The organism is Parabacteroides distasonis (assembly GCF_004793765.1).
Lineage (GTDB): Bacteria > Bacteroidota > Bacteroidia > Bacteroidales > Tannerellaceae > Parabacteroides > Parabacteroides distasonis_A.
Genome location: NZ_SRYM01000029.1, coordinates 14,419 through 34,342, shown reverse-complemented (window position 1 = coordinate 34,342; position 19,924 = coordinate 14,419). Strand labels below are relative to the sequence as shown.

16 protein-coding genes are annotated in these 19,924 nt (G+C 46.6%); 7 read left to right on the top strand and 9 right to left on the bottom strand.

Translation table 11 applies throughout. The features are described 5' to 3' along the window. Positions 1-564: 564 nt before the first annotated feature. A complete protein-coding gene (locus tag E5342_RS11090; RefSeq protein WP_121736795.1) occupies positions 565-1,359 on the bottom strand; it encodes a M48 family metallopeptidase in 795 nt (264 codons plus the stop codon). 8 nt (positions 1,360-1,367) lie between these two features. Further along, the gene (locus E5342_RS11085; RefSeq protein WP_168354477.1) at positions 1,368-2,297 is read right to left on the bottom strand and encodes a DUF5106 domain-containing protein; all 930 of its coding nucleotides are present in this window, start codon (positions 2,295-2,297) and stop codon (positions 1,368-1,370) included. An 81-nt stretch (positions 2,298-2,378) separates the two neighbouring features. Between E5342_RS11085 and E5342_RS11080 the strand changes: the two genes are divergently transcribed. From E5342_RS11080 to E5342_RS11055, 6 genes are all read left to right on the top strand, one after another. Next, positions 2,379-3,266 (top strand): LysR family transcriptional regulator, encoded by an 888-nt coding sequence (locus E5342_RS11080; RefSeq protein ID WP_121736796.1) that lies wholly within the window; start codon positions 2,379-2,381, stop codon positions 3,264-3,266. Between the two features lie 109 nt (positions 3,267-3,375). Then, positions 3,376-4,431: a YeiH family protein gene (locus E5342_RS11075; protein WP_135959378.1), complete on the top strand. Its 1,056-nt coding sequence runs from the start codon at positions 3,376-3,378 to the stop codon at positions 4,429-4,431. An 87-nt stretch (positions 4,432-4,518) separates the two neighbouring features. Continuing rightward, entirely contained in the window at positions 4,519-6,864 is a 2,346-nt protein-coding gene (locus tag E5342_RS11070; RefSeq protein WP_121736798.1) for a transglycosylase domain-containing protein, read from the top strand. A gap of 226 nt (positions 6,865-7,090) precedes the next feature. Then, on the top strand, positions 7,091-8,656 hold the full coding sequence (locus E5342_RS11065; protein ID WP_121736799.1) for a glycerol-3-phosphate dehydrogenase/oxidase: 1,566 nt from the start codon (positions 7,091-7,093) through the stop codon (positions 8,654-8,656). A gap of 32 nt (positions 8,657-8,688) precedes the next feature. Beyond that, on the top strand, positions 8,689-10,188 hold the full coding sequence (gene glpK / locus E5342_RS11060) for a glycerol kinase GlpK (RefSeq protein ID WP_121736800.1): 1,500 nt from the start codon (positions 8,689-8,691) through the stop codon (positions 10,186-10,188). 144 nt (positions 10,189-10,332) lie between these two features. Next, complete coding sequence (locus E5342_RS11055) at positions 10,333-11,070, top strand: MIP/aquaporin family protein (protein ID WP_121736801.1); 738 nt, start codon at positions 10,333-10,335, stop codon at positions 11,068-11,070. On the opposite strand, the gene E5342_RS11050 is transcribed toward E5342_RS11055, so the two are convergent. The 7 genes from E5342_RS11050 to E5342_RS11020 are packed head-to-tail and all read right to left on the bottom strand — an operon-like array spanning position 11,036 to position 17,474. Next, a complete protein-coding gene (locus tag E5342_RS11050) occupies positions 11,036-11,515 on the bottom strand; it encodes a hydrogenase maturation protease (RefSeq protein WP_121736802.1) in 480 nt (159 codons plus the stop codon). The two genes, E5342_RS11055 and E5342_RS11050, sit on opposite strands and share 35 nt — an antisense overlap. Further along, positions 11,512-12,249, bottom strand: coding sequence for a Ni/Fe-hydrogenase, b-type cytochrome subunit (gene cybH / locus E5342_RS11045; protein ID WP_121736803.1), 738 nt, complete (start codon positions 12,247-12,249; stop codon positions 11,512-11,514). The genes E5342_RS11050 and cybH overlap by 4 nt, the downstream gene beginning before the upstream one ends. Positions 12,250-12,263: 14 nt before the next feature. Then, positions 12,264-13,985: a nickel-dependent hydrogenase large subunit gene (locus E5342_RS11040; RefSeq protein WP_121736804.1), complete on the bottom strand. Its 1,722-nt coding sequence runs from the start codon at positions 13,983-13,985 to the stop codon at positions 12,264-12,266. 15 nt (positions 13,986-14,000) lie between these two features. Beyond that, on the bottom strand, positions 14,001-15,098 hold the full coding sequence (locus E5342_RS11035; RefSeq protein ID WP_121736805.1) for a hydrogenase small subunit: 1,098 nt from the start codon (positions 15,096-15,098) through the stop codon (positions 14,001-14,003). A gap of 19 nt (positions 15,099-15,117) precedes the next feature. Next, positions 15,118-16,167 carry a hydrogenase expression/formation protein HypE gene (gene hypE, locus E5342_RS11030; protein WP_121736806.1) on the bottom strand — a complete coding sequence of 350 codons (1,050 nt, stop codon included), beginning with the start codon at positions 16,165-16,167 and terminating at the stop codon, positions 15,118-15,120. 6 nt (positions 16,168-16,173) lie between these two features. Beyond that, positions 16,174-17,253: a hydrogenase formation protein HypD gene (gene hypD, locus E5342_RS11025; protein ID WP_135959377.1), complete on the bottom strand. Its 1,080-nt coding sequence runs from the start codon at positions 17,251-17,253 to the stop codon at positions 16,174-16,176. Next, a complete protein-coding gene (locus E5342_RS11020; RefSeq protein WP_121736808.1) occupies positions 17,241-17,474 on the bottom strand; it encodes a HypC/HybG/HupF family hydrogenase formation chaperone in 234 nt (77 codons plus the stop codon). Before E5342_RS11020 ends, hypD begins: the two co-directional genes overlap by 13 nt. Before the next feature lie 159 nt (positions 17,475-17,633). On the opposite strand from E5342_RS11020, the gene hypF reads away from it, so the two are divergent. Beyond that, positions 17,634-19,916: a carbamoyltransferase HypF gene (gene hypF / locus E5342_RS11015; RefSeq protein WP_135959376.1), complete on the top strand. Its 2,283-nt coding sequence runs from the start codon at positions 17,634-17,636 to the stop codon at positions 19,914-19,916. Positions 19,917-19,924: the final 8 nt, after the last annotated feature.

Here is a 19,924-nt window from a genome sequence, read left to right as displayed (position 1 = left end):
AAATTGTATACGAAAGCAAAAGTAATATTATTTTCGGGATTATCGAGAATAAATGCGATTAATCACTTTCAGTGTGTTTGGGGTTAAGGGGAAGGATATATGGAAAAACGGCTTCCTTTTCCCACTTCGGGCCCTATGGCGATATACCCATCGAAACGTTCGGCTATCACTTTGCAAATGGATAGTCCCTAACCGGTACCTTTGGCGAATTCATCCAGTTTCGTGAAACGATTGAAAACGCCGTCTTGCTTTTCTTCTTTGATACCAATGCCGGTATATATACATGCCGTTTTGTCTTATTCAATATTTATGTGTGTGTCATGATTCTTAATAGATAGATCTTTTGTAAAGGTAGAAGTTTTTTTTTTGATTATCAAAGCAAAAAAATGGTCATCCGTCACGGATGACCAATCTTCATTACTAACCTTAAATCTAATACCATGAAAAACACAGTGCAAATATATAGTGTTTTATGTTGTACAGCATGATTTCGTGGTACAAATCCTTGATACGTTAGCATTATTTTAATAATAGTCCGGCCTGCTAAAGGGCGGTTAACTGTTATTACTTGCTTTTCATGTACTCATCGGCCTTTTCTTTTACCCGATCGACACGTTTTTGAGTCTCGGGATGGCTTGAGAACATCTGCATAAACTTAGACGATTTAGCTTCCGACTCACTCAATTGTAACAACTTATTTAATGAGTTAGACATTCCGTACGGATCTCGTCCGTTATCTATACAAAATTGGAATCCGAATTCATCCGCCTCATACTCTTGTTTTTGGGAATATTGAGCGCCAGCCAAGGCCTGTGCCATGTCTCCCAATTGAGAGTCGGTAAGTTTGGATACGGTTCCATTTACGGCTCCGGCGGCATTTTTAGCGGCGGAGGTCAAGTAAGCGTTTTTCATGGCGTCTTTAGAGTCAGAATGAACGACGTGTCCGATCTCATGACCGATAACAGCGAATACCTCGTCATCGTCCATGATTTTCATTAATCCGCCACATACGCGTACACTTCCATCTCCACAGGCGAAAGCGTTTACATCTACTACATTATACACTTTAAAATTCAAGTCTAGGCCGGAAACTTTCTTCACATTAGCGGTCAAGCGTTCCAAGCGTTGTCCCATTTCCGTATCCGGACCAGCTACCTCGTTATGAGTGTCCATCCATTCGATGTACTCTTTTGCCATTTTGGCTACATCCTCGTCGGAAAGAGTAGCGGCATGCGCTACATCTGCTGCGGCATTAATCACTTTTTTTGTATTAATGGTCTTGCCGCCAATCTTGAATTGGGCGGAAACCGTTAGGCTCGCTCCTGCTAAGAAAGCCAAGGACAATAAGATTTTTTTCATGTTTTAAATTAGTTAGTTGTTTGTGATAAATAATTTTCGATTTGTTGAAAAGTAGCGTCTTTCAACAATACTTTCTTCTCTTTGTTCAATAGGTATAATGTGGGTATCGCTTTTAAGTCGTAGATCTCGTTGTTTTTAAGCGAAACACTTTTGTCGTATGAGTTGATCCAATCTTTAGGCATGACGGAAATGTGTTTTTTCCATGCGTTCAGATCCTCGTCCGGATAAACGGCTAAAATCTTTAGTTTGTTGTTGTTTGAAAATTCATTGATCAAGAAGGACGATTCCATTTGTCTAGTTATTTCTTGACAAGTATGGCAATCCGGATTATTGAAAAATAATAATAGATAATCCGCTTTTATATTGTATAATTTCTCGGTTTGTCCGTTTGCTAATGTGTATGTGAAATCGGCAGCGGGCGTCCCGATTCTGTTTTTTAATGAGAGCTCTAGCAAATGGGCGGGACGTATTTTTTCCACATCGCTTAATGACGAGGATTCGGTAATGTATTCTAAGACCGCTATATACATTTCCTCATTTCTTAGAGGAGAGTTCGGGTCGTATAGATATTTCTCCATCATCTCGGAAAAGTACTGAAACATGGCACTGTCTTGTTCTGTTTGTTTCATCATCGCTTTTACGGAAGAAGACATAGCCGCAGGCGAGACATAGTTCATCAAATCTATATAGTTGGATAATGCCTGCTCGGTCACTTGAGGTTCATGGATATAGGTCGTATCCTTGAAGTCGAATTTATCCCAATAATGTTTCACTAAATATTCGGCCCTTTCCACCGGGTCTGTGATTAGGGTGGGGACTGAGACCATTTCAAAGGTGGGTGGCGCTACATTGGATTCTTCCGTTTTTTGATTGTGTTGACCACTGCATGCATTGACGGTCAACGTCAACAATAAAACATATAGATATTTCATATTCATTCATATATTTATGTTTCAATCCACAAATATACAGTATTATTTTTATCTTTGTTAAATTAAAACGGCAAAAGATAGAATATCATGGATTTTCGATTAAAAGTATTTCATAGCGTAGCTTGTAACTTAAGTTTCACGAAAGCGTCCCGGGAGTTGTTCATTAGTCAACCCGCTATTAGTAAGCATATCCATGAGTTAGAGGTTCAATATAAGACGCCTCTCTTTGAACGAACAGGTAGCCAGATCCGTTTAACTCGTGCAGGCGAGTTGTTGTTTTCGCATACCCATTCCCTGTTGGCTTCGTATCGTCAATTGGATTTCGAGATGAATCTGCTGACAAATAATTTTCTAGGGGATTTACATTTAGGTGCCAGTACGACAATATCCCAATATGTTCTTCCTCCCGTGCTTGCTTTATTCATTAAGATGTTTCCGGATATACATGTATCCGTATTGAATGGGAATAGCCGGGATATAGAGTTGGCTTTGCGAGATGGAAAAATAACGTTAGGATTGGTGGAAGGGACTACCCGTCAAAATACGATGCATTATATACCTTTTATGAAGGATGAGTTAGTGGTTGTCACTCATGTAGGGTCTAAGTTGGCTGCTTATGACGAACTGACGTTGGAACAACTTTGTGCTTTGCCCGTAGTACTTCGTGAAAACGGTTCCGGTACGCTTGAGGTCTTGGAGGGGACTTTAGTAAAACACCAGATCAAACTGTCGCAATTGAACGTATTATTGCAGCTAGGTAGTACGGAGAGTATCAAATTATTCTTGGAAAATTCCGATGCATTGGGAATTCTTTCTATTCGGGCGGTGACACGTGAGCTGATGGATGGGCGTTTGAAAGTGATAGATATTGAGGGATTTAAGGCTGAACGGACTTTCTCCTTTGTGGAGCCGCAGGGACAAAACAGCGGTATGGAAGAGAGTTTCATGCGTTTTGCCAGTCAACATTGGCAATAACTTTAGGTTATTTGCTATAAAAACTTATGAAGTAAGGGATCGGATGAAAATATGTACTTTTGCGAACGAAATCAAATAATGATATGTTATACTAAAAAAATCAATAATTATGTTTAGTGAAAAACGAGGTAACGTATTACATGGTGTCTTGCTGATAGCCCTTTTTTCTTGTTCCGCATTCTATATAGCGGAGTTTCAATTTATTAAGCAATTGTCATTCAGCCCGTTGATTGTCGGTGTTATTTTAGGTATGTTGTACGCCAACAGCCTGAGAAACCATTTGCCGGAGACATGGGTTCCAGGTATCCTGTTTTGTACTAAGCAAGTACTTCGTGCGGGTATCGTTCTATATGGGTTTAAGCTGACCTTCCAGAGCGTGATTGCGATCGGCCTTCCGGCAGTCCTGATCGATATGGTGATCGTAGTGCTTACCATCTTGATCGGTGTTTGGGTGGGGCGATTGATGAAAATGGATAAAGACCTTGCTTTACTGACCGCCACGGGTAGTGCTATTTGCGGGGCTGCCGCAGTATTGGGCGCTGAACCGGTCGTGAAGTGTGAGGCTCATAAGACGGCGGTTGCCGTATCGACAGTCGTGATTTTCGGTACGCTTTCTATGTTTATTTATCCGGTGATGTACCGTGCGGGTATTCTTGATTTAGACCCGGAGCAAATGGGACTTTATACGGGTGCGACTTTGCATGAGGTAGCTCATGTGGTAGGAGCCGGTAACGCTATGGGAAAGGAAATTTCGGATGCGGCTATTATCGTGAAAATGATTCGTGTGATGATGTTAGCTCCTGTGCTAGTGGTCATGAGTTTCATGTTGGCTCGAATCGCCGTGAAGTCTGTGACTAACGGGGGGAGGGATGGTGGAGGCGTAGCCCCTTCTCGTGGAAAGATCACTATTCCTTGGTTTGCGTTTGGTTTCTTGGCCGTGATTGGTTTCAATTCGCTCGACTTGCTTCCTCATGCGGTTGTGGATGGGATCAATCAGGTAGATACGTTCATGCTGACAATGGCCATGACTGCTCTTGGTACGGAGACTAGTATCGAGAAATTTAAGAAAGCTGGCGTTAAGCCCTTTGTTTTGGCCACTATTTTATATGTTTGGTTACTCGCTGGTGGTTATTTGTTGGCGAAATATGTGCCTCAACTTGCATAAGATCGTATTTTCCTCTATTTTTGTGATCTTAAATTAGGTCGTTGTGGATAGGATGAGTCTCTTATCTATACCGTGAAATATAAAAAGATGGCATCAAAGATTACAAAAGGTATCCTTATTTCTTGTTGGATAGTATACCTCGCTATATTAGGGGCGGTGGTAATGGTGTTTATGGCGATAGCGAATGGTTCAATTGGTTATATGCCTCCGGTGGAACAATTGGAGAACCCGATTGATAAATATGCTTCCCTAGTTATCTCCTCAGACGGAAAGGCGCTGGGAGCCTATGCACATAGCAAGGACAATCGTATTTACGTGAACTACGAGGATCTTTCGCCGGATTTGGTGAAAGCCTTGATCGCTACCGAGGATATCCGGTTTGCCGAACATAGCGGTATCGATGCGCAGGGTTTGTTTCGTGCCATCGTGAAGCGGGGTATCTTGATGCAAAAAAGCGGTGGTGGCGGTAGTACCATTACCCAACAATTGGCGAAGCAATTATTCTCGCCGAGTGCCGATAATGTAATGGAACGTCTCTTCCAGAAACCGATCGAATGGGTGATCGCTGTTCAATTGGAACGTTATTATACGAAGGAAGAGATTATAAATATGTATCTGAATAAGTTTGACTTCTTGTACAATGCCGTGGGAATCCAATCTGCGTCTCGTGTGTATTTCGGGAAGACCCCTAAAACCTTAAAGATCGAGGAAGCCGCCACGTTGGTAGGCATGTGCAAGAACCCTTCTTATTTCAATCCGGTTCGCCATAACAAGCGTACCGTCGGTCGTCGTAATACGGTTTTGGAACAGATGGAAAAGGCTGGGTACATAACCAAGGCGGAATGTGATTCGTTGAAGGCTTTACCCTTGGTCGTACATTTTACCCGTATGGACCATAAAGACGGTTTGGCTCCTTACTTCCGTGAATATCTTCGTCTGGCAATGACTGCGAAGAAACCGGAGCGTAAAAATTACGCCTCTTGGCAATCCCAGAAATTCAGTGAGGACTCGTTATCTTGGGTTACGAATCCGTTATATGGATGGTGTAACAAAAATAAAAAGGCCGATGGAGAATTCTATAATCTTTATACGGATGGCCTGAAAATCTATACGAGTATCGATTCCCGTATGCAGAAATATGCGGAAGACGCTGTCCGTGAACATATGAGTAAAGATCTTCAACCGGCTTTCTTCCGGGAAAAGAAGGGACGTAGTTATGCTCCGTTCTCAAAAGACGTAAGTGTCGGCCAGGTAGACACGATGCTAATGCGTGCGATGCACCAGACAGATCGTTACCGGGCGATGAAAAAGAGTGGAATGGCTGAGGCCGATATGCGAAAGGAGTTTGAGAAGGCTGTTGATATGCGTGTGTTTAGTTGGGATGGTCCGATTGATACGGTCATGTCTCCCTTGGATTCGATTCGTTATCATAAGAGTTTCTTGCGTACGGCGTTTATGTCGATGGACCCTCGCACCGGACAGGTCAAGGCATATGTAGGTGGTATTGATTATAATGACTTCCAATATGATATGGTGAATGGCGGTCGCCGTCAGATTGGTTCAACCATGAAACCGTTCCTTTATTCGTTGGCGATGATCGAGGGGATCAGTCCTTGCGACCAGATGCTACATGTGCAGCAGCAGTTGATGGATGAGAACGGACGTTTGTGGATTCCTCGTAACGCCAGCGCTAAACGGATTGGCGAGATGGTTACGATTAAATGGGGATTACAGAACTCGGATAACTGGGTAACAGCTTATCTGATGAGCCAGCTCTCACCTTATACGTTTGTTCGTTTGCTTCATTCTTTCGGCTTGAAGAATCATATCGATCCGGTTATCTCGGTCTGTCTGGGTACTCCGGATGTATCGGTGGGTGAGATGGTCGGAGCCTATACTGTATTTGCCAACAAGGGCATCCGGGTAGAACCTTTATTCGTGACCCGTATAGAAGATTCATATGGAAATACAATTGCGAACTTTACCCCACAGATGAGTGAGGTGCTGACGGAAGATGCTTCTTATAAGATGTTACATATGTTGAAAAGCGTGATCGACGGCGGTACCGGAGGGCGTGTACGTTTCCGCTATGGGATTAAGGCGGAGATGGGTGGCAAGACTGGCACGACCCAGAATAACTCTGATGGTTGGTTTATGGGATTTACGCCAAGCTTGGTTTCCGGATGCTGGGTAGGAGGCGAGGATCGTTCCATCCATTTCGACCGCTTGGCGGAAGGACAGGGAGCGAGTATGGCGTTACCGATTTACGCCCTTTATATGCAAAAGGTTTATAAAGATAAAACGTTAGGCTACTCGGAAGATGAGAGCTTCGAGATCCCCGAGAAATATGCGAACCCATGTAGCGAAGGAGGGGAGGAAGATAGCCCTACGACTCCACCGGATACAGGAGGTATCGATAAGATGTTTGAGTGACAATAATCAGATTGTTATAGTTTTTTTAATTTCCCATAAGGAAAACTTTTGTTTTCCTATAGCAAAACTATAGTTTCATATCTATGAAACTATAGTTTCTTCCAATAGAAACTGCTGCTGTCTTTGTGGAAAATAGAAAGCACTACTGATCCTTTTTCCCAAATCCTTTGTTATACTAAGAATTAATGGTTAGATTTGTGACTGTTAATCTTAAAAAGGAGGAGCTATGGACCGTTGTAAAATGATTTCTCAGTTGGAAGACCCGTCTGAAGTCTTTGATTTTCTTGTGATCGGGGGAGGGGCTACCGGTATAGGTATCGCTTTGGACGCTTCGACAAGAGGATATAAGGTAGCTTTATTCGAGCGATTGGATTTCACGAAAGGGACTTCCAGCCGTAGTACGAAGTTGGTTCATGGCGGTGTCCGTTATTTGGCGCAAGGAGATGTCTCCTTGGTGCTAGAAGCCTTGCGGGAACGAGGTCTGCTACGTCAGAACGCTCCCCATTTGGTAAAAGATCAAACCTTCTTGATCCCTTGTTATCGTTGGTGGGAAGGTCCGTTTTATACGATAGGCCTGATCCTATATGATATGATGGCCGGAAAGCTAGGTTTGGGACGTTCGGTTTGTATCGGTCCGAAACGAGTGCTCCGTACCATTCCGATGCTTCGCTCGAAAGGGATGACCGCCGGGGTGCTTTATCATGACGGCCAGTTCGATGATTCCCGCCTTGCGATTAATATGGTCCGCAGCTCTATTGATGCTGGTGCTTGTATCTTGAACTATGCGAAAGTCATAGGGCTTCTGAAAGACGGCGACCATAAAGTATCTGGTGCTACGGTTCGAGATGAGGAGACTGGTACGGTTTATCAAGTAAAATCCCGTTGCGTGATCAACGCTACCGGTGTCTTCGCTGATGAGATCTTGCAAATGGACGAGCCGGGTAAACGCCCGACCGTTCGTCCTAGCCAAGGAGTCCATTTGGTATTGGATTCCTCTTTCTTGCAAAGTGATTGCGCCATTATGATTCCTAAGACATCGGATGGACGTGTGTTATTCGCCGTGCCTTGGCATGGCAAAGTCGTGGTAGGGACAACGGATACCTTGATGGAGTCGCCGGAAAAAGAACCGGTAGCCCTAGAGAAAGAAATTCAATTTATACTCGATACGGCCGCTAACTATTTGACCCGGCCACCCAAGCGAAGCGATGTCTTATCCGTGTTTGCGGGGCTTCGTCCGCTCGCCGCTCCCCGTAGCGAAGGTAAAAAGACAAAAGAGATATCACGTAGCCATAAATTGATCCGGGAGAAATCCGGTTTGATCACTATTATCGGTGGTAAATGGACAACCTATCGGAAAATGGCCCAAGACACCTTAGACCTAGCTGTACGTTACATGCATGTTCCTGCAAAAGATTGTATTACCGAGCGTTACCAAATCCATGGTAGCCGGAAGAATCCGGATTTCTCCGATCCTTTATACGTATATGGTACGGATGCCGACGAAATCCGTAACTTAGTGGCCTCTTCCCCCGTCATGGCGGAGAAGTTGCATCCGGGCTATGCCTATACGGTAGGAGAGGTAACTTGGCTGGTTCGTAATGAGATGCCTCGTACTTTGGAGGATGTATTGGCCCGCCGTTTGCGTATCTTATTTTTAGACGCACGGGCGGCGATGGCGATGGCTCCTAAAGTAGCGGGGATTCTGGCTGCGGAATGGGGGAAGGACGAGGCTTGGATCTCTGCTCAGATAAAGGCGTTTAATGAGGTTGCCTCGAGTTATATACTGAATTGACAAATTGATAAACGATACTAATAGAGAAGGATATGAATTTTCGAAATAAATATGTGCTGGCGATCGATCAGGGAACCACTAGCTCCCGGGCTATCCTGTTTAATCATCAAGGAACTATTATAACGTTGGCTCAGAAGCCATTTCAACAGTATTTCCCGAAACCGGGCTGGGTAGAGCACGACCCGAATGAGATTTGGTACACCCAATCATCAGTCATTAAGGAGGCGATGGCGAAAGCAGATGTCACGGATAGCCATATCGCCTGTATCGGAATCGCTAACCAGCGGGAGACTACCATCATCTGGGACCGGGAGACCGGTTTTCCCGTATACAACGCGATCGTATGGCAAGATCGCCGTACGGCGGATTATTGCGAGGAGCTTAAATCGCAAGGTTGGGCGGAACGTATCCAGCAGAAGACCGGATTGGTGATCGACGCCTATTTCTCCGCCACGAAAATAAAATGGATATTAGATAACGTAAAGGGTATCCGGGAGCGTGCGGAGCGGGGAGAACTGTGCTTCGGTACGGTAGATACTTGGTTGGTTTGGAAGTTGACTCGGGGCGCTCAATTCATCACGGATGTGACGAACGCTTCCCGTACCATGCTTTTCAATATCCGTACTTTGCAATGGGACCAAGAGTTATTGGATTTGTTTACGATACCCACCTCGATGTTACCGCAGGTGAAAGGTTGTAGTGAGGTTTACTGCGAGACATCAACCCCTGTTTTTAAGAAAGGCATTCCGGTATCCGGTATGGCCGGCGATCAACAGGCGGCTCTGTTCGGCCAGCTCTGCGTAGAGGATGGTATGCTCAAGACAACCTACGGAACGGGTTGCTTTATGATCTTGAATACCGGCAAGGAACCAGTTCTTTCCCAGAATAACCTATTGACAACGATCGCATGGAAACTGGGGGATCAGACAACCTATGCCTTGGAAGGGAGTGTCTTTGTGGGAGGTGCCGTCGTCCAATGGTTGAGGGATGGGATCGGCTTGATTCCGAATGCCTCGATTACGGAGCAAATGGCGAAATCCGTCAGTGATAATGGGGGCGTTTATTTTGTGCCGGCGTTGACGGGTTTGGGTGCGCCGTATTGGGATCAATACGCACGTGGCGCTATTATTGGGATTACCCGCGGAACTACGGCGGCTCATTTAACCCGTGCGGCTTTGGAGGGTATTTGTTATCAAGTATATGATGTATTGATGGCCATGGAAAACGATATTCACGCCAAGCCGAAAGAAATCCGGGTAGATGGCGGCGCTATCGCTAATAACTTCTTGATGCAATTCCAGTCCGATATCTGCCGTTGTCCGGTCGTACGTCCGAATGTATTGGAGACGACTGCCTTGGGAGCCGCTTATTTGGCAGGCTTGGCGATCGGCTACTGGAAAGATATTGATGAACTGAAAGAGCAATGGTCGATGGATAAGGTATTTACCCCGTGTATGCGGGAGGCTGAATCGATCCGTTTGCTGACCGGTTGGCATAAGGCGGTGGGCCGTTCATCGAACTGGGCGGAGTGAGAATCTGCTGATGCCCATTCTAAGCATGTAACAATGCCCATCGTAAGCTCCTTATAATGGGCAATCAAGGGTGCTTATAATGGGCATTGTAAGAACTGATTATCTAATACTGAAGTAAAACATTGAGAACTAAATTATTAAAGTATGACTCCTTTTTTAGCTGAATTGTTGGGTACGATGCTTCTTATCCTGATGGGAGGAGGCGTGGTGGCGAATGTCTGTTTGTCGAAAACAAAAGGTAATGGAGCGGGCTGGATAGCGATAACGACCGCTTGGGCTTTAGGCGTATTTATCGGTGTCGTGGTAGCCGGTCCTTATAGTGGCGCACATTTGAATCCGGCGGTATCGATCGGATTGGCGATCGGAGGGACTTTCCCTTGGTGTGATGTATGTACTTATATCGTCGGGCAAATGATAGGTGCCGCCTTGGGCGCTTTATTGGTTTGGCTGGTTTATAAGGATCACTTCGACGCTACGGATGATCCGGATGCGGAATTAGGCGTTTTCTGCACGTCACCGGCTATCAAGGATTATCCGATTAATTTCTTAGGAGAGGCTGTCGGTACGTTCGCCTTGATGTTCGTGGTGTTTTTTATAACAGATGGTGAGCTTGCTTATGATAGTAATAGTACCTTGCCGATCGGTTTAGGTTCGGTAGGTGCCATTCCTGTAGCGTTTACAGTTTGGGTAATCGGCCTTTCCTTAGGTGGAACTACCGGCTATGCGATTAACCCCGCCCGTGATTTAGCTCCCCGGTTTATACACTTTATATTGCCGATCAAGGGAAAAGGCAGCAGCCATTGGGAATATGCTTGGGTGCCCGTTCTAGGACCGATAGCAGGAGCGGCTATTGCCGGTATGCTCTATTACGTATTGAAATAATCTCTTGTATCATCCGGATCACTTCCGGAACCGCCGCCTTTACTTCGGGTGTCAGATCCATTCCGACCTCGTTGATATGAAGGGCAGAGATGACGATCAGGTGGGTCTCCGGGAGATCGTCGGTCAGGATCATGGCGTCGATCATATCTTTTAGACCGATCTCGTGGGCGCTCATGAGCGGGGGAAAGTCGGTGGCGTAACGAGGTTGGATCAGACGGACGGTGCCCGGAGGGTTATTATCCAGCGTGGCGTCGATCATGATGATACGGTCATATCCTTGCAGCCAACTTAATAAATGAAGCCCTCCCGTGCCCCCGTCCATCAAATGGACGTGAGCCGGGAGCTTCTCGTTTTCTAAATCCTTGATAACGTGTATGCCTACACCTTCGTCTTTCAGCAATAAATTGCCTACTCCTAATACTAATGTTTCCTTCTCCACTTTCATCCTTTTTTAGCGATCTTAGTGATAGTCTCGGCAGTCTCGGTTACTTCTTCCTTGTCCGCTATGTCTTCCTCGATAAACTTCCAGCCACCGATGATGGAGGAGGTTTCGCCGCGTTGCTCGATATAATCATGGTAAAATACTAGATAAATATGAACAATAGCGAAAAGGATGAAGAACCACATCAGGAAATGATGAATCTGTCGAGCCATCAAATCCCCGCCCATCAATGGGATGGTCCATGCGAATAATTGCGGAAAGAAAGACTGGCTCATCTTGGCGTATAGGCCGAATCCAGTGATACACTGTAACAAGAATGCCCAAAAAGTACCGAAATAAATTAAGCTAGCCAAGGTATTATGCCCGATACTGTCTACCGGTTTGTTCTTAATCATCAAGATATCTACCTTGATCACCTCCAACACCTCTTTCCATTGGGATTTCTTTAACGGGATGAAGTTATTCCATCTGGCATAACGATTCCCGACGAATCCCCAATAAAGCCGGAATACGAAATTGAAGAAGAACACGAACGCCGTTACGAAATGGATAAATCGGACCACGCCGAACCAATAGCTGAAATAAGCCTCCGATGCGGACATGATAGCCGGAGGATCGGCGATGATAAAGCCAGTCACGCAGAGTATGACGATACAGAGCGCATTTACCCAATGATAGATACGTACGGGCAATTCCCATACATACACTTCTCTTAAACGTTTCTTACGACTCTTCATGACTTTATTGTTTTTTAGAATGTATCAACTTGGTGTACATATTTTCCTTCCTCGTCATACAGATGCACGGCACATGCTAGGCAAGGATCGAAAGAGTGGATCGTCCGAAGGATCTCTAGGGGTTGCTTCGGGTCGTATATCGGTGTGCCGATCAAAGCGGATTCATAGGCGGATAATACGCCGTTCTCATCCCTCGGTGAAGCGTTCCAGGTAGTAGGTACTACCATTTGGTAGTTCTTTACCCGGTTCTTGTCGATTACGATGAAATGGGCTAACGCTCCACGGGGAGCTTCGGCCAATCCTACGCCTTGTTCATGATCGGGCCAGTTCTCCCGTTCCCATTCGGCGCTGTTTGCCATCCGGGAATCCCCGTTCTCGAGGTTTTTGATCAGTTGATTGAAAAACTCAAGAGCCCAGTCCGCTGCCATTTTACATTCCAATCCGCGAGCGGCGGTACGTCCTAGGGTAGAGAATAAAGCATCTACCGGTAAGTCTAGCTGACGTAAAGTCTCGTCTATGATGCTCTTTTGTGGTTCCTTCCCGGCGGCGTAAGCTACGATCAAACGAGCTAACGGACCCACTTCCATTGGCTCCTGTTTCCAACGTGGTGTCTTGATCCAACTATATTTATCCTCTACGTCCAGCAACTTATAGGGGGGACGAGGGCCGGTGTATTTCAAATGGGTTTCTCCCTCATAGGGGTGTAAACCAGTTTGGTCTCCTTGTGTGTATTTGTACCATGAATGGTAGATATACTCTTTGATTTCCTCCGGGGAGTTAGCGTCTACGGGATGTATTTTGCTTAGGTCGCGATCCAAAATGATTCCTCTGGGAATCTTATAACTTTCCACTTCCCCGAGATCGAACATCGGATAGTCTCCGTAAGACAAATAATTGCGTACTCCTCCGCCTATCTTACTCCATTTGTCTTTGTAGACGTTGGCGATCATTAATAAATCAGGGATATAAACTTGATCGATGAATGTTTTCGCCTCCTCTAGTTTCTGCTTTACCAAAGCGAGTCGTTCGGCGTTGATCGAGTTTGCCTCATTTAAGTCGATGCTGCAAGGCATACCGCCTACGATATAGTTTGGATGCGGATTCTTGCCCCCGAACACAGCGTGTACCTTGACGACCTCTTTCTGCCATTCCAATGCGTCCAGATAATGGACGGTAGCGATAAGGTTCTGTTCCGGCGTAAGTTTATAGTCCGGATGTCCCCAATACCCATTGGCGAATATACCAAGCTGCCCGCTGGCAACGAACTTCTTTAGTCGTTCTTGAGTGGAGGTGAAATACCCCTCGGTATTCTTTGCCCATGGAGAAAGTTGCTGGGCAAGTAAAGCGGCGGCTTTCGGATCGGCTTTTAAGGCGGATACCACATCTACCCAATCCAATGCATGCAATTGATAGAAATGCACCGTATGGTCATGCATGTACAATACGGCTTGCATGATATTACGAACCATACTGGCGTTGGGAGGGATCACGATACCCCGTGCGTTCTCGACCGCCCGTACCGAGGCAAGCGAGTGGATGGAAGTACATACGCCGCAAACACGGCCTACGAAAGCCCATACATCCCGGGGATCCCGATCTTTTACGATATTCTCGATGCCCCGCACCATGGTACCCGAGCTATAAGCGTTCTTGATAGTGCCACCTTCTATTTCAGCCTCTACTCGCAGGTGGCCTTCTATACGGGTAATGGGGTCTATGACAATTCTTTCTGACATGATAGTAGTGTTTTATTAGATCGTAGATTTACTTTCCGGCTCATCATTGTCGATAAGCTCTTTTTTCCGTATGTTAGTCGCTACGGCATGTACGGCGATACCGGCGGCGGTAGCGGCTCCAAGAGCCAGACCGATCTGATCCGCCGTGGCCTCGATACCGAATCCGTGTATATCGGGCATACGTTTATAGAACGGGCTGTTATCCCAGAAATTCTCCTCGCTGCAACCCAAACAGGGGTGACCGCTTTGGATCGGGTAACTGGTGCCCTCGTTCCATTTGATGATACCGCACGAGTTATAGGTGCTTGGACCTTTGCATCCCACTTTATACAGGCAGTAGCCATGCTTGGCGTTCTCATCGTCGAAGCTCTCCACGAACAAACCGGCGTCGAAATTCGCACGGCGGTAGCACGTATCATGTACCCGGCGTGAGTAGAACATCTTCGGACGACCCAATCCATCCAATTGTGGCATACGATCGAAGGTCAACATATAGATAATGACACCCGCCATCACGTCGGCGATCGGAGGACAGCCTTGTACATTAATAATAGGTTTACCTTTGATGACTTTATGGATACCTTTAGCGCCGGTAGGATTCGGGTTCGCCGCTTGCACGCAACCGGCGGAAGCGCAGTTGCCCCAAGCGATGATCGCTTTAGCTCCTGCGGCGGCCTCTTCGGTGATCTGCAAGGCACTCTTGCCGCCTACGCAACAATAAGCCTCGTCTTTTGTAGGTAACGATCCCTCGATCATCAGTAGATAATTGCCGTAATACTTTTTCATGGTCTCTTCCTTGGCGGTCTCGGCCTGTTCACCGGCGGCGGCCATTAGTGTCTCGGTATAATCTAGGGAAATCTTGTCTAACAACAAGGTTGCCACGATTGGGTGGGCGGCGCGGATAAACGATTCGGTACAACAGGTACATTCCTGTAGGTGTAGCCAGATGATCGGAAGGCGGGGTTTCGTCTCTAAGGCATTTACTACCTGTGCCACTCCCGAAGCCTCCAATCCCATAAGGGCGGCCATGGTGGTACAGAACTTCAGGAAGTCCCGGCGGGAAATGCCTTTCTGACGGCACTCTTCGTAAACGGACGGTCTTTTATTTTCCATATCTCTGCAATTAAGTATTCTAACAAATACGGGGGAGTTGTTCCCCGCTTAGCATATCGATGATCCGGTAGTTACCGTATAATGTCTTCATTTTGACCCGGGCTTGCTCTCCGCTTTGCTTGGCGATACGACCGATGACGGTCGCTTGCCTGCCCTCCTCGAAACCTCTCATAAGGGGTAACGCTTGTTCCGCATGGCTTTCCGGCAGGATCACAAGTACTAATCCTTCATTCGCTATATAGAGCGGGTCTAATCCTAGCATCTCGGATGCGGCACGTACCGCTTCCGGAATAGGCAGGGCGTCTTCGTCCAGCAGGATATCTACGCCGGCATCTTGGGCGATCTCGTTGAGGGTTCCGCTTATGCCACCTCGGGTAGGGTCACGTAAGACATGTACCTCTCCTATAGTATGTAACAGCTCAGAAATCATAATGTTTAGCGAAGTGGTATCACTTTTTAGATCCGTCTCGAATCCCAAGCTTTCCCGTGCGGAAAGGATCGTGATACCATGTAGGCCAATCGGGCCGCTACAAATGACGACATCGCCGGGAGTGGCTTGGTCAGGGGCAATTCGTATGCCCGGCGGGACGATCCCGATTCCGCTGGTGTTGATAAACAATTTATCGCATTTACCCCGTTCCACCACTTTGGTGTCTCCGGCTACGATCTGTACGCCTGCACGCTCCGCCGCACGTTTCATGGATTGTACGATACGCTGAATATCTGCTAGTGGCAAGCCCTCTTCCAGTATAAACCCAACGGTCAGGAACAAAGGACGGGCACCGCAACAAGCTAGATCGTTAACGGTTCCGTTGATCGCCAGATCACCGATATCTCCTCCGGGGAAAAAGATCGGGTCTACCACGAAGGAGTCGGTAGAGTAGGCTAGTTGCCCTTCTTCGATAGGAAACACGCATCCGTCATGATCCTGTTCCAGTAAAGGATTCCGGAAAGCCGGATAGAATACTTGGCTGATCAGTTGGTGTGTCATGCGTCCTCCCCCTCCGTGCGCTAGTAACACACGATCTGAGTCGGTAAAAGGAATCGGGCAATTCAAGTGTATATCCATATCTTTCTATTTATATCTATAATAAGCGGAACAAACCCCTTCCGAGGAGACCATCGGGGCTCCTAGCGGATGGGTGGGATGGCAAGCCTTCCCGAAATGGGGACAGTCCGAGGGGTGTTTCAAACCTCTCATAATCAGTCCTGCGAGACATTCGGATACGATCCGGTTTTCTTCCGGACGCAATTGAAATCTCATTCGGGAGGAATATCTTTTATATTCGGCTCGAAGTTGAAGCCCGCTGGAGGGGATGATTCCGATACCCCGCCAGTCTTGGTCGCAAGGTTCCAACATCTCATCCATAAGTTGACGGGCGGCGGCGTTCCCTTGCTCGGGAACGGCCCGTTTGTAAGCGTTCTCTACCTCATAACTTCCGGCTTCCAACTGGGAGACACAGCGATAAATGCCATATAATAGATCTACCGGCTCGAATCCGGTGACGACCATCGGTATTTTATAGTGGGCGGCTAATCGGTGATAGGTCTTGTTGCCTGTCACGGCGCAGACATGTCCGGCTGTTAGGAAACCGTCTACTTTACTTTCCTGATTGGATAAGATAGCCTCGATAGCGGGCGGTACTGTGAATAAGGAAGTCAAGATGGAAAAGTTTGGGAGCCCTCGGCGTATGGCTTCTTTCAAAGCTATGAGGTGGACAGGTGCGGTCGTCTCAAAACCAATTGCGAAGAATACGATTTCTTTATTCGGGTTCTTCTCGGCCAGTGATAGGGCATCTAAGGGTGTATATAGCATATGGATATCCGCTCCTTTCGCTTTTACGCTCAATAAATCCTCCTTACTTCCCGGAACTCGCATCATATCCCCGAAAGAGGCTAAGATCACATTCGGCTGTGTCGCCAACTTCAAGGCGTAGTCGATTGTCTCGACCGGTGTTACACAGACTGGGCAACCTGGCCCATGGAGCAGGTGAAGATTCGAAGGCAGCATCTCTTCCAGCCGATAACGGGCGATAGCATGTGTTTGTCCGCCACAAATCTCCATGATATACCAAGGCCGTGTCACCTTTTTGCGGATGGCCTCCAGAAGAGTTTGTACCTTCTCGTTACTTCTATATTCGTCTACGAAACGCACTTTTGTAATTCTTTTAGGTCTTTCAGTGTTTCCTCCGCTTCTTTCTCATCTACAACAGATATAGCGATTCCTGCGTGAGCGAGGATATAATCCCCCTCTTTCACATCCACCCATTCAATACATATATTTTTTAGGATGCCTCCGAAATCAACTTTAGCCATGGTCATTTCGGGGATCCTTCGATCGATTGAGATAATCTTTCCAGGTACCGCTAAACACATATCGTTTTAATTTATTTAATAACTTCAAAGGTACTTAATATGTTTAAGAGGGAAAGGTAAAATTGAAAAATATTATTTATAAGATGACAGATAATATCTCTTTGGCAAATACGATAGTCGATTCGTACCTGATTGGACATTTATTCCTATATTTGTGCTATGGCGAAAAATAAAGTATATGCGTTGATTGTTCAAGGCTTGGTTCAAGGGGTTGGTTTTCGTCCTTTTATCTACCGGATCGCTAAAGATCTGGGGATGAAAGGTTGCGTGGAAAATATGAATAATGGAGTGCGTATCTTGATTGTCGCCACTCCGGATGAACGGGATTTGCTGATAAGTCGTATACGGACCGAGCATCCTCGTGTCGCTTATATCCATCGGATCTCCTATACATATACGGAAATGGATGAAGATGATTTTGACGATTTTACGATTACGCCCAGCCATTCGGAATCGGATGAGGTCACGCAGGTCTCCCCGGATATCGCTGTTTGTGCGGATTGTATGCGAGACCGGACTACTCAACCCCATCGAATCGGATATCCTTTTGTTAATTGTACGCATTGTGGCCCTCGTTTCTCTATTATCCGGGACCTTCCTTACGACCGTTCGCAGACAACGATGGGCGGTTTCCTTATGTGTCCCGATTGTGAGAAAGAATATACGAATGTTATCGATCGCCGTTTCCATGCCCAACCGGTCGCTTGCAATCATTGTGGCCCGACTTATTATGCGACTTATAACGAGGAGACTTATATCGATTATGAGACCTTATTGAAACTAACCTCTCGCTTATTGCTTGGTGGAGAGGTTATTGCAGCTAAAGGAATCGGAGGCTATCATTTGATTTGTGATGCCTCGAACGAGAGAGCGGTTGCCCGTCTGCGAGAGATAAAGCGGCGGGATACCAAACCATTCGCTGTTATGTTCCGTGATTTGGAACATTTGCAAGTCTATACGGCAACGGAGCCGATGGAGGAGCGATGCTTAGTTTCTTGGCGCCGTCCGATCGTGTTGCTGAGGCAACGGAGCCGGTTAGCTTCTGGAATCAATCCGGGCATGCATACGCTAGGATGTATGTTGTCTTATATGCCGATTCATTACGATTGGTTTGCTTGTACAGGGGTACCTGCGTTGGTAATGACTAGCGGGAATCTAAGCGATTTGCCGATAGCGATCACCCCGGAGGATGCGGAGGCGCAATTAGCGGGAAAGGTAGCGATCCTCTTGCATCATAATCGCCCGATCCATAACCGGGTAGATGATTCTGTATTGCAGGTCTGCGGAGGACAACCTTGCTTGATCCGTCGTTCCCGGGGCTATGTGCCGGAACCCTTTTTCACGGATACAAATGTGGAGGGGATCATGGCTTTCGGTGCGGAGAAAGTGAACACGTTCGCTTTGGGAAAAGGAGAGACGATCCTGCAAAGTCAATATATTGGCGACTTAAAGAACTGGGAGACTTTCCGGTTCTATACGGAATCTATGGAGCGGTTTCGTCATTTGTTTCGTTTCAATCCCCAGCGATTGGTTTGTGATCTGCATCCGGATTATCTTTCCAGCCAAGAGGCGGAACGTATCTCGAAATCTCTTTCCTTACCTTTATTAAAGGTACAACATCATCATGCTCATGCCGCTGCTTGTATGTTGGAGCATGGATTGAATGAGCCGGTTCTCGCTATCGTGATGGATGGGACAGGTTTGGGTGATGATGGTAAGGTTTGGGGAGGCGAGTTCTTTCTTTGTGACCGGGCGAAATACCGTCGCCTTTCCCATTTTGAGTATGTCCCGTTACCTGGAGGCGACAAGGCGGCTGAGGAGCCATGGCGAATGGTTGTCGCCTATTTGTGGCATTATTTCAAGGACGAACCGTTGGGTATTCCTTATCCGGCCGATTTCGTGGAACGCATAGGTATGGAAAGGATCGCTATGCTTGAACGAATGATGGAGAAAGGTGTGAATACACCCTATACATCCAGCGCTGGTCGGCTGTTTGATGCGGTAGCTTCTTTATTGGGGATTTGCGATGTTTCCAGCCTCCAAGCGGAGGCTCCGGTCTTATTGGAGCAGGCGGCGATGGGAGAGAGGAACGCTTATGCGTATCCCGTCTCGGCTGAGGGAGAGGAAATCTCTTTTTATTCTTTGTTTGAGGCATTATTGCATGATAAGACGAACGAGGTTCCAGTGAGCTTGATATCCGCCCGTTTCCATACGACATTGGCTTCCTTGTTTGTGCAGAAAGCCCGCTTGTTGATTAAACGGACGAAAGCGACACAAGTGGTTATCTCGGGAGGATGTTTCCAGAATAAATTATTGACGGAGTCGATGAGGAGACTGTTCATCATGGCTGGCGTCCCCGTCTATATTCCGTCTCGTATACCTTGTAACGATGGGGGGATAGCCGTGGGGCAATTAACGATCGCCTCGGTGACTTCCTTTTAAAAGAGATC